Raw genomic sequence first — 13,720 nt, 5'->3', positions numbered from 1 at the left:
GTTGTTCTTGGCGCCGAGACTCTAGTCGAAGCTCAGGCCTGAACATTTCAAATCATTTCAATGGCGTAACAGCGTTTGCGCGGCGGGTGGCGCCTGTGCGCGCCCGCGCCGCGCTCAGTCGTCGTCACTGGCGTCCAGCCCCGGGAACAGCACCTCGGTGAAGCCGAAGCGGCGGAAGTCGCGCACCCGCATGGGGTACAGCGTGCCCCAGAGGTGGTCGCACTCGTGCTGCACCACGCGCGCATGAAAGCCCTCGGCCTCGCGCACGATCGCCTGCCCGAATTCGTCGAAGCCCTGGTAGCGGATGCGCCGCCAGCGCGGCACCACGCCGCGCAGCCCGGGCACCGACAGGCAACCTTCCCAGCCCTCTTCCTCTTCGTCGCCCAAAGGCGTGATGACCGGATTGATCAGCGTGGTGCGCGGAACCACCGGCGCGTCCGGGTAGCGCGGGTTGGGCGCGCCGCTGCCAAAGATGACAACCTGCAGGTCCACGCCGATCTGCGGCGCCGCCAGGCCCGCGCCGTTGGCGTCGGCCATGGTGTCCTTGAGGTCGGCCACCAGCCGGTGCAGCTCGGGCGTGTCGAAGGCGGTGACGGGCTGGGCGTGGCGCAGCAGGCGCGGATCGCCCATTTTCAGGATGGCATGAATGGTCATGGCAATGACGAACAAGCAACGGGGCCATTGGGCGCGGGGCCCGTTGGAGGGGTGGAAATGGGCAATGCCTCGGCGCATCGGGCCAGACGGCGCACCAGGGGTCAGCTACAGCCGAGTGCAAGCCTTGACGCGGCGCATTCGGTTCCGGCAGACAACCCCCATCCATTGAACCGCATTCAGCGCCGCCTTGCTGGCGCCGGGGGCCGGTGGCGGCGTCTCGGGCGGCGGGCCGAACACCCCGGCCAGCGCTCCTTCGCCATGGGCCGGGGTGGTCCGTGAGCTTGACGGGGGCCGCGCCATGGGCGAAGGTCGGCCGATCGACCCCACGGAACCACGCCATGAAGCCCCTGCTACCCGCCCTTGTCCTCGCGCTGCCGGCGCTCGCCCATGCCCAGGGCGCCGCCATCTTCAAAGACGCCGACCTCGCGCTGGGCGAAAAGCTGCTGGCCGACAACCAATGCGCCCAATGCCATGTGAAGCAGGTGGGTGGCGACGGCAGCGCCATCTACCGCCCCCAGGGCCGCATCAACAACGCCGGCCTGTTGCGCGGCATGGTGGAGAACTGCAGCACGCGGCTGAACCTGCAGCTGTTTCCCGAAGAGGTCACGGCCATCGCGGCGGTGCTCAACCGGGACCACTACCGGTTCAAGCCGTAGGCGGGTCCTGTGCCGGCGTGGCCAGCAGTGCCAGCATCGCCGCCTCGTCGATCACCGCCACGCCCAGCTCGCGGGCCTTGTCCAGCTTGCTGCCGGCCTCCTCGCCGGCCACCACATAGTCGGTCTTCTTGCTCACCGAGCCGGCCACCTTGGCGCCGGCCGCCTCGAGCAGGGCCTTGGCGTCCTCGCGCTTGAGCGTGGGGAAACTGCCCGTGAGCACGAAGGTCTTGCCCAGCAGGGGCTGCGGGGTGTTGTGCTCGCCCTCGTTCTCGGGCCAGTGCACGCCGGCCGCGCGCAGCTGTTCCACCACCTCGCGGTTGTGCGGCTGCTCGAAGAAGGTGCGGATGCTCTGCGCCACCACCGGGCCCACGTCGTTGACCTGCAGCAGCTCGTCCACGCTGGCGTCCATGATGCGGTCCAGCCCGCCGAAGTGGCGCGCGAGGTCCTTGGCCGTGGCCTCGCCCACGTGGCGGATGCCCAGGCCGAAGAGCAGGCGCGGCAGCGTGGTCTCGCGGCGCTTGTTCAAGGCGTCCAGCACGTTCTGCGCCGATTTGTCGGCCATGCGCTCCAGGCCCGCGAGCGCGGTGAGGCCGAGCTTGTACAGGTCCGGCAGGGTCTTGATGAGCCCGCTGTCCACCAGCTGCTCGACCAGCTTGTCGCCCAGGCCCTCGATGTCGACCGCGCGGCGCTGCGCATAGTGCAGGATGGCCTGCTTGCGCTGGGCGGCGCAGAACAGGCCGCCGGTGCAGCGGTGGTCGGCCTCGCCTTCCTCGCGCACGGCGGCGCTGCCGCACACCGGGCAGTGGCTGGGCATGGTGAACGGCGGCGGGTCGCCGACGCGCTTGTCCACCAGCACCGAGACCACCTCGGGAATGACGTCGCCCGCGCGGCGCACGATGACCGTGTCGCCCACGCGCACGTCCTTGCGGCGCGCCTCCATCTCGTTGTGCAGGGTGGCGTTGGTGACGGTGACGCCGCCCACGAACACCGGCGCGAGCTTGGCCACGGGCGTCAGCTTGCCGGTGCGGCCCACCTGCACGTCGATGGCGTGCACCGTGGTGAGCTGCTCCTGCGCCGGGTACTTGTGCGCCACGGCCCAGCGCGGCTCGCGGGTGACGAAGCCCAGGCGCTTCTGCGTCTCCAGGCTGTTGACCTTGTAGACCACGCCATCGATGTCGTAGGGCAGCGCGTCGCGCCGCTCGCCGATGCGGCGGTGGAAGGCCACCAGCTCGTCGGCGCCGCGGCACACGGCCGTCTGCTCGGCCACGGGGAAGCCCCAGGCCTTCAGGCGCATGAGCCAGTCGTACTGGCTGGCGGGCGGGTGCGGATCGCCGAGCACCTCGCCCCAGGAGTAGGCGAAGAAGCTCAGGGGCCGCTCGCGCGCGATGCGCGAGTCGAGCTGGCGCACGGCCCCGGCGGCGGCGTTGCGCGGGTTCACGAAGGTCTTTTCGCCCTTGGCGCCCTGGGCGATCTTCTCGCGCTGGCGCTCGTTCAGGGCCTCGAACTGGTCGCGGCGCATGTAGACCTCGCCGCGCACCTCGAGCACCTCGGGCACGCCGTCGGGAAGCTTCAAGGGAATCTGCTTGATGGTGCGCACGTTGTGCGTCACGTCCTCGCCGGTCTCGCCGTCGCCGCGCGTGGCGGCGCGCACCAGCACGCCGCGCTCGTAGCGCAGGCTCATGGCCAGGCCATCGAACTTGAGTTCGGCCAGGTACTCCACCGGCGGGTCGGACTCGGCCAGGCCCAGCTCGCGGCGCACGCGCGCGTCGAAGGCGGCGGCGCCGCTGGCCTCGGTGTCGGTCTCGGTGCGGATGCTGAGCATGGGCACCGCGTGGCGCACGGGCGCCAGTTCCTTCAGCACGGCGCCGCCCACCCGCTGCGTGGGCGAGTCGGGTGTCAGCAGTTCGGGGTGCCGCGCCTCGATCGCCTGCAGTTCCTGGAACAGGCGGTCGTACTCGGCGTCGGGGATCTTCGGCGCGTCCAGCGTGTAGTACAGGTGGGCGTGGTGGTGCAGCAGCGCGCGCAGCTCGGCGGCGCGCTCGGCGGCCGACGCGGGGGGCGTCGGCTCGGCAAACATATCGGCGGTCATGGGGTCTAGGAGAACAAGCGGCGCGCCTGCGGCGAGCCGGCGGCGAGGTCGCGTTCGTCGAGCGCGTCGTACAGGCCTTCCAGGTCCGAGCCGATCTGGTCCATGGCCTCGGCCGGCAGCGGCGCGCCGGTGTCGTCGGTGACGACGCCGTCCATGGCCTCGACGAGGGCCTGGGCGGCCTGGCGCAGGCGCGCGAAGGGCAACTCGCCGCGCGCAACGTGCGTCACCTCCAGCGAGAGGGTGATCTCGCGCAGCGCGCTCTGCTCGGGGTCGTCGGCCATGGCGGCCTGGGAGTCGTAGGCCAGGGCCAGTAGCGGCGGCTGGCCCGGCTGGCTGGCCGGCAGCACCATGCGGCCGGGCAGCGTGCCCGCCACGAAGCCAAGGCGCCCCGCGTGCTGCGAGACATAGCCCGGGCTCCAGGCCGCGCGGCGCGCGCGCAGGGTGAAGCCGAGCTGGGCGTCGTGGCCGCTGGCGAAGGCGTCGAGTTCACGCGCGCGCGCCACCTCGGCCCGCATGTCGGGGAAATCGGGGCTGGCGCCCACGGCGTCGGCGAAGGCCTGGGCCTTCACCACGAACTCGGAGAACTCGATGTCGTTGAGCGGGCCGGCGCGGTTGGCCAGTTGCACGCCGGCCTGCAGCGCCCGGTAGCGCTGGTGCGGCCGCGCCACCTCCCACTCGCCGCTCTGCGCGTTGAGGCCTTCCACCGCGAAGGGCTTGCTGCCCACGCGCCGCGTGGCGGGCAGCGCCGCCAGCACGGCCTCACCCGACACCTCGTGCTCCAGCGCCAGCGGCGCGATGACGTCGATCAGCGCGTCCAGCGCGGGGCCGGGGCGGCGCTCGGGCAGCGGGGCCAGGGTGGGCTCGATCGGCCCCTCGTCGCCGCCGACCGGGCTGGCGGCCTCGCCGTCCAGGCCCTCGCGCGGCGCCTCGGCCACCACCGCATCGCCCTCGCCGTCCGGCGCGACGTCACCGAAACCTGGCTCGCGCCGCTCGGCCAGCGGGTCGCCCTGGGGCCCCAGCGCGGGTTCGAGCGCCTCGCCCGGCGCCAGGCGCTCGCGCGCCGTGCGCGGCGCGCTCTGGCGCGTGATCCAGGCGTTGTAGGCCACCACCGCCGCCAGCACCAGGCCGCCGACGATGACCAGTCCGATCTGCAGGCTGCTCATGGTGCGGGGCTCCTCAAGTGGCTTCCATCATCCCGGCGGCCGACTCCATGTCCACCGCCACGATGCGCGAGACGCCCTGCTCCTGCATGGTCACGCCGATGAGCTGCTGGGCCATCTCCATCGCGATCTTGTTGTGGCTGATGAAGAGGAACTGCGTTTCCTTGGCCATGGCGCTCACCAGCTTGGCGTAGCGCTCGGTGTTGGCGTCGTCCAGCGGCGCGTCCACCTCGTCCAGCAGGCAGAACGGCGCGGGGTTGAGCTGGAAGATGGCGAACACCAGGGCAATGGCGGTGAGCGCCTTCTCGCCGCCGGACAGCAGGTGGATGGTCTGGTTCTTCTTGCCGGGCGGCTGGGCCATCACCTGCACGCCGGCGTCCAGGATCTCCTCGCCGGTCATCACCAGGCGGGCGTTGCCGCCGCCGAACAGCTCGGGAAACATCTTGCCGAAGTGCTGGTTGACGGTCTCGAAGGTGGAGCCGAGCAGCTCGCGCGTTTCGTTGTCGATCTTCTTGATCGCGTCTTCCAGCGTGGTGATGGCCTCGTTGAGGTCGGCGGTCTGCGCGTCCAGGAAGGTCTTGCGCTCGCGCGCGGCGGTGAGTTCGTCCAGCGCGGCGAGGTTGACCGCACCCAGCGCCTGGATGTCGCGGTGCAGGCGGTCGATCTCGCCCTGCAGGCCGGCCAGGCGCACATTGCCTTCGGTGATGCTCTGCGCGATGGCCGCGCGGTCGGCCTCGGCCTCGTCGAGCATCTGGCTGTACTGCTCCACGCCCAGGCGCGCGGCCTGCTCCTTGAGCTGGAAATCGGTGATGCGGCTGCGCAGCGGCTCCAGCTCGCGCTCGAGCTGCAGGCGGCGCTCGTCGCTGGCGCGCAGCTTCATGGTGAGGTCGTCGTACTGGCTGCGCAGCGCGGCCAGGGCCTGTTCGCGCTCGGTCTTGGCGGCCAGCGCGGACTGCAGGCCGGCCTGCGCGGCGGCGTCGGTCAGGCGCGAGAGCTCGTCCTGCGCGCGCCGCTGCTCGTCGGCCAGCGACTGTTCCTGCTGGCCGGCGGTGTCGATGGAACGCTGCAGCTCGGCCTGGCGCGCCTGCAGGCTGCGCAGCGAGAAGGTGGCCTCCTGCGCCTGGCGCTCCAGCGCGCGCTGCTGCTCGCGCGCGTGATTGAGCTTGCGCTCGGCCTCGATCACGGCGTCGTCGAGCTGGGCGTGGCGCTCCTGGCTGTCGGCCAGCTGCATGTCCAGTTCCTCGAAGCGCGCCTCGGCGGTCACGCGGCGCTCCTGCAGGGCTTCGAGCTGGGCGTCGACCTCGGCGAGGTCGGCGTTGATCTGCTCGCTGCGCGCGCGCGTCTGCTCGGCCTGCTGGGTCAGGCGCATCGCCTCGACCTGCAGCTCGTGCGAGCGGCTCTGCGCCTCGGCGGCCTCGCGGCGCGCCACCACCAGGCGCTGCGAGGCGTCGGTGAACGCGGCGTCGGCGCGCACCAGGGCCGAGCGCGCCTGCTCGGCGATCAGTGCCTGGGCCTTGAGCTGCTTGTCCAGGTTCTCGATCTCCTGCGCGCGCGCCAGCAGGCCGGCCTGCTCGTTGTCGGGCGCGTAGAAGCTCACGCTGTGGGCGCTGACGGCGTGGCCGCTGGCGACATAAAGGGTCTCGCCGGGCTGCAACTGGCCGCGCTGGGCCAGGGCCTCGTCCAGCGTGGCGGCGCTGTAGCAGCCGCGCAGCCAGTCGCCCAGCAGGGCCTGCTGGGCGGCGTCGTTCAGGCGCAGCCAGCTGGCCAGGGGCTTGAGCGCGCCGTTGCCCTCGTTCGCGGCGCCGGCCGGCGGCGGCTGGTAGAAGGCCAGGCGGGTGGGCGGCGCGTCGCTGGCAAAGGCGCGCACCATCTCCAGGCGCGACACTTCCAGCGCGCCCAGGCGCTCGCGCAGGGCGGCCTCCAGGGCGTTCTCCCAGCCGGCCTCCACATGGATGCGGCTCCACAGGCCCTGCAGGCCGTCGAGCCCGTGCTTGCTCAGCCAGGGCTTGAGCTTGCCGTCGGTGCGCACCTTCTCTTGCAGGGCCTTCAGGGCCTCCAGGCGCGCGCTCAGGTCGGCCTGTTTCGCGGACTCGGCGTTCACCGCCGCCTGCGCCTGGCGGCGCGCGTCGTCGAGCTGGGGCACGCTGTCCTGCAGCTCGTGCAGGCGGGCGTCGGTTTCCTCGGCCAGGGCCTGGGCCGTGGCCATGGCCTGCTGGGCCGCGCTGACGCGCGCCTCGTCGGGCGCGGCCAGGGCGTTTTTGTCGGCGGCCAGGCGCTCGCGGCGCTGGCTCAAGCCGCGCGTCTGTTCTTCGATGCTGCGCTGCTCGGCCGCCAGCACCTGGATCTGCTGCTGCACCTGGGTGACCGCCGTGCGCTGCTCGGCGGAACGGGCCTGCGCGGCGCGCAGCGCGTCGTCCAGCGCGGGCAGCGCGCCGGCCTGCTCCTCGCCCTGGGCGGCCAGCACCACGGACTGCTCCTCGGCACCGACGATGTTCTCGGCCAGTTGCTCCAGCTCCACGGCGGCGTCCTGGCTGCGCGTGGACCAGGAGGCGATCTGCTCCTTCAGCTGCGCCAGGCGCTGCTCCACGCGCTGGCGGCCTTCCACCACGAAACGGATCTCGGCCTCCAGCTTGCCGACCTCGGCACTGGCCTCATAAAGCTTGCCCTGGGCCTGGTTCACCTGGTCGCCCGCCGCGTAGTGGGCCTGGCGAATGGTCTCCAGCTCGCTTTCGATCCGTCGCAGGTCGGCCGTGCGCGACTCCAGGTCGGTCGCGGCCTGGGCGGCGTCCTTCTGCACGCGGGCCTGCTCGGCCTCGGCATCGGCGCGCTTGAGGAACCACAGCTGGTGCTGCTTGAGCGTGGCGCTGGCGTTCAGCGCGTGGTACTGGGCCGCCACCTCGGCCTGCTTCTCCAGCTTGTCGAGGTTGGCGTTGAGTTCGCGCAGGATGTCTTCCACCCGCGTCAGGTTCTCGCGCGTATCGGCCAGGCGGTGCGCGGTCTCGCGGCGGCGCTCCTTGTATTTGGAGACGCCGGCGGCCTCCTCCAGGAACAGGCGCAGCTCCTCGGGCTTGCTCTCGATGATGCGACTGATGGTGCCCTGGCCGATGATGGCGTAGGCGCGCGGGCCCAGGCCGGTGCCCAGGAACACGTCCTGCACGTCGCGCCGGCGCACGGGCTGGTTGTTGATGTAGTAGCTGCTGGTGCCGTCGCGCGTCAGCACGCGCTTGACGGCGATCTCGGTGAACTGGCCCCATTGGCCGCCGGCGCGGTGGTCGCTGTTGTCGAACACCAGCTCCACGCTGGCGCGGCTGGCCTGCTTGCGGCTGGTGGTGCCGTTGAAGATCACGTCCTGCATGGACTCGCCACGCAGCTCGGAGGCCTTGGATTCGCCCAACACCCAGCGCACCGCGTCCATGATGTTGGACTTGCCGCAACCGTTGGGGCCCACCACGCCCACGAGTTGGCCGGGCAGCATGAAGTTGGTGGGTTCGGCGAAGGACTTGAAGCCGGAAAGCTTGATGGAATTGAGGCGCACGGCGGTCCGGGTGAGGCGGCGTTGGCGGGAGGCGGCGGTCCGGCGGGCGGACCGTCGCGGGATGATACCTGCGGGGCTATTGGGGCCCTGAACGGCAGCGGGGTGCGGTTTTTAACGGGACGTTTTAACGCCCGCCGCCTTGGGGGCTGGGTAACAGCTTGTTTCACTGGAAGCATGCCAACAGAATCGGCGGCGCCCTTTCTGAAAACCAAGTCATCACTTCGCGCCCGCCCATGAACACCATCGTCAACACCTCCTGGGACCCCGGCCTCATCGCCCTGTCGTTCGCCTTCGCCGTCATCGGCTCCTTCGTGGCCCTGAGCGCCGCCACCCGCCTGCGCAACCGCCGCGGCGCGCTGGACTGGAACAGCGTGTTCACCGTCGGCATCGCCCTGGGTGGCGTGGGCGTGTGGTCCATGCACTTCATTGGCATGCTGGCCCTGCAGATGGACGTGGGCAGCAGCTACTCCATGCTGGAAACGATCACCTCGCTCGTGGCCGCGGTCCTGGCCACGGCCGGCTCGGTGGCCTTTGCCGCGCGCCGGCCCGAGAGCTTCACGCGCCTGCTGAGCGCCGGTTTCCTGCTGGGCATGAGCGTGGTCGTCATGCACTACCTGGGCATGTTCGGCCTGAAGATCTACGGCTTCATCACCTGGGACATGGCCCTGGTGGCCGCCTCCATGCTGATCGCCGTGGTGGCCGCCACCGCCGCGCTCTGGTTGGCCTTCAACAGCAAGACCCTGGCGCGCCGCCTGGCGGCCTCGGTGGTGATGGGCATCGCCGTCTGCGCCATGCACTACACCGGCATGGCCGCCGCCGAGTTCGTCTGCACCACCGGCGAACGCGCCGCGATCCCGCAGGGCGCGGGCTTCATCTCGGCCTTCCGCCTGCCGCTGCTGGTGATCGCCACCACGGTGATGCTCACGGTGCTGCTGTCGCTGGACCAGATCTACCAGCACCTGCGCGGACGCACCCTGCGCGCGCAGCGCGCCTGAGGGCCGGGGACGGCCGGGGGTATGCCCCGCACCCCCGATAATCCCCGGCCATGAACCCCCTGCTCCAGCGGCTGCAGCCCTACCCCTTCGAGCGGCTGCGCCAGCTCTTCGCGGGCGTCACGCCCTCGCCCGCCCACCGCCCCATCAGCCTGGGCATCGGCGAACCCAAGCACGCCGCCCCCGACTTCCTCAAGCGCGCCCTGGCCGACGCGCTGGACGAGGGCCTGTCCAACTACCCCGCCACCGCCGGCACCCCGGCGCTGCGCGAGGCCTGCGCCGGCTGGGTGCGGCGCCGCTATGGCGTGGCGCTGGACTCGGCCACGCAGTTGCTGCCCGTCAACGGCTCGCGCGAGGCGCTGTTCGCCTTCGCCCAGGTGGTGGTCGACCCCACCCGGCCCGGCGCCACGGTGCTCTGCCCCAATCCCTTCTACCAAATCTACGAAGGCGCGACCCTGCTCGCGGGCGCGCAGCCGCACTACGTGCCCAGCGTGGCCGAGCGCAACTTCGCGGTGGACTGGGACAGCGTGCCCGATGAGGTCTGGGCCCGCACGCAGCTCATCTACGTCTGCTCGCCCGGCAACCCGGCCGGCGCGGTCATGCCGCTGGACGAATGGCGCCGCCTGTTCGAGCTGAGCGACCGCCATGGCTTCGTCATCGCCTCGGACGAGTGCTACAGCGAGATCTACTTCCGCGACGAGGCGCCCCTGGGCGGCCTGCAGGCCGCCGCGCAGCTGGGCCGCAGCGACTTCCGCCGCCTGATCGCGTTCACGAGCCTGTCCAAGCGCAGCAACGTGCCGGGGCTGCGCAGCGGCTTCGTGGCGGGCGACGCCGCGCTCATCAAGCCCTTCCTGCTCTACCGCACCTACCACGGCGGCGCCATGAGCCCGGTGGTGCAGGCCGCCAGCATCGCCGCCTGGAACGACGAGGCGCACGTGGTGGAGAACCGCCGCCTGTACCGCGAGAAGTTCGCCCAGGTCACCCCGCTGCTGGCCGAGGTGCTGGACGTGGCCCTGCCGGACGCGTCCTTCTACCTGTGGGCCGGGGTGCCCGAGCGCTTCGCCTCGCACACCCCGGGCCTGGGCGCCGACGAGGCCTTCGCCCGCGAGCTGCTCGCTCAATACAATGTGACCGCCCTGCCCGGCAGCTACCTGGCGCGCACCGTGCAAGGCGCCAACCCCGGCGCCGGCAGGGTGCGCCTGGCCCTGGTGGCCGGCGTCGACGAATGCCTCGAGGCCGCGCAACGCATCGTCGCCTTCTGCCGCGGTGGCTGACGCCACCGGCCGCCCCGCCCCCCGCTTTCCCTGAAACCCTGAACCTCAACGCAGCACTTCCATGAGCCAACAACTGCAAGCCATCATCGACACCGCCTGGGACAACCGCGCCACGCTCTCGCCGTCGGCCGCGCCAAAGGAAGTGAGCGATGCGGTCGAGCACGTGATCGCCGAACTCAACAAGGGCCGCCTGCGCGTGGCCACGCGCCAGGGCGTGGGCCAGTGGACGGTGAACCAGTGGATCAAGAAAGCCGTGCTGCTGTCCTTCCGCCTGAAGGACAACGAGATCATGCGCGCCGGCGATCTGGGCTTCTTCGACAAGGTGCAGACCAAGTTCGCCCACCTCAGCGAAGACGAAATGAAGGCCACCGGCGTGCGCGTGGTGCCGCCGGCCGTGGCCCGCCGCGGCAGTTTCGTCGCCAAGGGCGCGATCCTCATGCCCAGCTACGTGAACATCGGCGCCTATGTGGACGAAGGCACCATGGTCGACACCTGGGCCACCGTGGGCAGCTGCGCCCAGGTCGGCAAGAACGTGCACCTCTCCGGCGGCGTGGGCCTGGGCGGCGTGCTCGAGCCCCTGCAGGCCAACCCGACCATCATCGAGGACAACTGCTTCATCGGCGCGCGCTCCGAAGTCGTGGAAGGCGTCATCGTCGAAGAGAACTCGGTGCTGGGCATGGGCGTGTACATCGGCCAGAGCACGCCCATCTTCAAGCGCGACACCGGCGAAATCCTCTACGGCCGCGTGCCCGCTGGCAGCGTGGTCATCAGCGGCGGCCTGCCCAAGCAGACCGCCGACGGCAAGGCCTACAGCACCTACGCGGCGGTCATCGTCAAGACGGTGGACGCGCAGACCCGCGCCAAGACCAGCCTGAACGACCTGTTGCGCGACTGACATGAAACACCCCCGCCGCGCTTCGCGCGCCCCCCTCGAGGGGGCCACCCCTGCGGCCCGGCACAGCCGGTTCCGCGGGGTGCCGCGACGGGGATCCCCCTCGGGCATATGACGAAAGGATGGTCATGAGCAGCGGAACGATGGAGCGCATCCTGCGCCTGATGGCCGAGAAACGCGCCTCCGACGTGTACCTCACGGCGCACGCGCCGGCGATGATCAAGATCAACGGCCAGGTCATCCCCATCAACAGCCAGGTGCTGCCGCCCGAGGCCCCGCGCAACCTGCTGGCCGAGATCATTCCCGCCACGCGCATGGAAGAGCTGCTGGAGACCGGTGAGCTCAACATGGGCGTGCCACTCGACGGGCTGGGCAACTTCCGCGTGAGCGCCATGCGCCAGCGCGGCTCCATCGCGGTGGTGGTGCGCTATGTGCCGGGCGACATTCCCGCGCTGGACACGCTCAACGTCGCGCCGGTGCTGGCCGACCTGGTCATGGAAAAGCGCGGCCTGATCCTGATGGTGGGCGCCACCGGCGCGGGCAAGAGCACCACGCTGGCCGCCATGATCGACCACCGCAACGAGCGCGTCAGCGGCCACATTCTCACGGTGGAAGACCCGATCGAGTACACCTACCGCAACCGCAAGTCGGTGGTGAACCAGCGCGAGATCGGGCCAGATACCGCCTCGCTGCAGGTGGCGCTGAAAAACGCGCTGCGCCAGGCGCCCGACGTCATCCTCATCGGCGAGATCCGCGACCGCGAGACCATGTCGGCGGCCATCGCCTACGCGCAGTCGGGCCACCTGGTGCTGGCCACGCTGCACGCCAACAACAGCTACCACGCGCTCAACCGCATCCTCAGCTTCTACCCGGTGGAGGTGCGCCCCACCATGCTGGGCGACCTGGCCGCCGCGCTGCGCGCCATCGTCTCGCAGCGCCTGCTGCGCACCCAGCAGGGCAACGCGCGCGTGCCGGCCATGGAGGTGCTGCTCAACACGGCGCTGATCGCCGACCTGATCCAGAAGGCCGACTTCTCGGGCGTGCGCGAGGCGATGGAGAAATCGCTCGCCGAAGGCTCGCAGACCTTCGAGCAGGACCTGGCGCGCCTCATCCACGAAGGCCTCGTCACGCGCGAGGAAGGCCTGGCCCACGCCGATTCCCCCAACAACCTGCTCTGGCGCCTGCAGAACGATTTCGAGCACAGCCGCGCCAGTGGCTACGAGGCCGCCGAAGAAGAAGCCAGCGACGCGCCGTCGTTCACCGAGTTCACGCTCGACGTCAAATTCTGATGACCGATACCCTGCGTCTCGCCGAGGCGCTCATCGCCCTGCCCTCCGTCACCCCGCGCGACGCGGGCTGCCTCGATCTGATCGCGGCGCGCCTGCGCGCCATCGACTTCCAGTGCGAGCGCCTGGACAGCGGCCCCGACGACTTCCGTGTCAGCAACCTCTGGGCGCGACGCGGCAGCGGCCAGCGGCCCACGCTGGTGTTCGCTGGCCACACCGACGTGGTGCCCACCGGACCGCTGGAGGCCTGGGCCAGCGACCCCTTCGTGCCCAGCCACCGCGACAGCGCGCTGTACGGCCGCGGCGCGAGCGACATGAAGACCTCGATCGCCGCCATGGTCGTGGCCTGCGAGCGCTTCCTCGCCGAGCAGCCCGACCCCGCCATCGACATCGCCTTCCTGCTCACCAGCGACGAGGAAGGCCCCGCGCTGGACGGCACGGTGGTGGTCTGCAACGCCGCGAAGGCGCGTGGCGAGCGCCTGGACTGGTGCATCGTGGGCGAGCCCACCTCGGTCGAGCGCACCGGCGACATGATCAAGAACGGCCGGCGCGGCACGCTCAGCGGCAAGCTCACGGTCAAAGGCATCCAGGGCCACATCGCCTACCCGCACCTGGCGAAGAACCCCATCCACATGGCCGCCCCCGCGCTGGCCGAGCTGGCCGCCACCGAATGGGACCGCGGCAATGACTTCTTCCCGCCCACCAGCTGGCAGATCAGCAACATCCATGGCGGCACCGGCGCGAGCAACGTCATCCCCGGCACGGTGGTGATCGACTTCAACTTCCGCTTCAGCACCGAGCGCACGCCCGAGTCGCTGCAGGCGCAGGTGGTCGACATCCTGGCGCGCCATGGCCTGCACGCGGGCAGCGAGCACGACCTCGCCTGGACCCTGGGTGGGCGCCCCTTCCTCACCACCCCGGGCACGCTGGTCGACGCCGTGCGCGCCGCCATCCGCGAGGAAACCGGCATCGAGACCGAGCTCTCCACCACCGGCGGCACCAGCGACGGCCGCTTCATCGCGGCCGTGTGCCCGCAGGTGATCGAGCTCGGCCCGCCCAACGCCACCATCCACAAGGTCAACGAGCACGTGAAGCTCGCCGACATCGAACCCCTCACCGCGATCTACCGCCGCACGCTGCAGCACCTGCACGCGCAGGCGCGGCAGACCGCCTGACACCCAC

At 70.8% G+C, this 13,720-nt stretch carries 10 protein-coding genes; 6 read left to right on the top strand and 4 right to left on the bottom strand.

Going from position 1 to position 13,720, the window contains the following annotated elements:
- Positions 1-114: 114 nt before the first annotated feature.
- On the bottom strand, positions 115-654 hold the full coding sequence (gene def / locus BHU06_RS06375) for a peptide deformylase (RefSeq protein WP_070398717.1): 540 nt from the start codon (positions 652-654) through the stop codon (positions 115-117).
- Positions 655-992: 338 nt separating this feature from the next.
- Between def and BHU06_RS06370 the strand changes: the two genes are divergently transcribed.
- Positions 993-1,310: a hypothetical protein gene (locus BHU06_RS06370; RefSeq protein ID WP_070398328.1), complete on the top strand. Its 318-nt coding sequence runs from the start codon at positions 993-995 to the stop codon at positions 1,308-1,310.
- Here the strand turns inward: BHU06_RS06370 and ligA are convergent.
- Genes ligA through smc form a run of 3 tightly spaced genes read right to left on the bottom strand, consistent with a single transcriptional unit; the run spans position 1,300 to position 8,094 of the window.
- A complete protein-coding gene (gene ligA, locus BHU06_RS06365; RefSeq protein WP_070398327.1) occupies positions 1,300-3,399 on the bottom strand; it encodes an NAD-dependent DNA ligase LigA in 2,100 nt (699 codons plus the stop codon). The genes BHU06_RS06370 and ligA overlap by 11 nt on opposite strands.
- A gap of 5 nt (positions 3,400-3,404) precedes the next feature.
- Positions 3,405-4,562, bottom strand: coding sequence for a cell division protein FtsZ (locus BHU06_RS06360; protein WP_070398326.1), 1,158 nt, complete (start codon positions 4,560-4,562; stop codon positions 3,405-3,407).
- A 13-nt stretch (positions 4,563-4,575) separates the two neighbouring features.
- Positions 4,576-8,094 carry a chromosome segregation protein SMC gene (smc, locus tag BHU06_RS06355; protein WP_070398325.1) on the bottom strand — a complete coding sequence of 1,173 codons (3,519 nt, stop codon included), beginning with the start codon at positions 8,092-8,094 and terminating at the stop codon, positions 4,576-4,578.
- A 233-nt stretch (positions 8,095-8,327) separates the two neighbouring features.
- Here smc and BHU06_RS06350 point away from each other — a divergent pair, with 233 nt between their 5' ends.
- From BHU06_RS06350 to dapE, 5 genes are all read left to right on the top strand, one after another.
- Positions 8,328-9,089, top strand: a complete 762-nt coding sequence (locus BHU06_RS06350; RefSeq protein WP_070398324.1) for an MHYT domain-containing protein — start codon at positions 8,328-8,330, stop codon at positions 9,087-9,089.
- A 50-nt stretch (positions 9,090-9,139) separates the two neighbouring features.
- Positions 9,140-10,360, top strand: coding sequence for a succinyldiaminopimelate transaminase (dapC, locus tag BHU06_RS06345; RefSeq protein WP_070398323.1), 1,221 nt, complete (start codon positions 9,140-9,142; stop codon positions 10,358-10,360).
- A 61-nt stretch (positions 10,361-10,421) separates the two neighbouring features.
- Entirely contained in the window at positions 10,422-11,255 is an 834-nt protein-coding gene (dapD, locus tag BHU06_RS06340; protein WP_070398322.1) for a 2,3,4,5-tetrahydropyridine-2,6-dicarboxylate N-succinyltransferase, read from the top strand.
- 125 nt (positions 11,256-11,380) lie between these two features.
- Positions 11,381-12,541 (top strand): PilT/PilU family type 4a pilus ATPase, encoded by a 1,161-nt coding sequence (locus BHU06_RS06335; protein ID WP_070398716.1) that lies wholly within the window; start codon positions 11,381-11,383, stop codon positions 12,539-12,541.
- Positions 12,541-13,713: a succinyl-diaminopimelate desuccinylase gene (dapE, locus tag BHU06_RS06330; protein ID WP_070398321.1), complete on the top strand. Its 1,173-nt coding sequence runs from the start codon at positions 12,541-12,543 to the stop codon at positions 13,711-13,713. The genes BHU06_RS06335 and dapE overlap by 1 nt, the downstream gene beginning before the upstream one ends.
- The last annotated feature ends 7 nt before the right edge of the window (positions 13,714-13,720 follow it).

This window comes from Hydrogenophaga sp. PML113 (genome assembly GCF_001777155.1).
GTDB lineage: Bacteria > Pseudomonadota > Gammaproteobacteria > Burkholderiales > Burkholderiaceae_C > Hydrogenophaga > Hydrogenophaga borbori.
The sequence above is the reverse complement of the archived record's forward strand: the minus strand, read 5'-3'. Positions and strand labels throughout refer to the sequence as shown.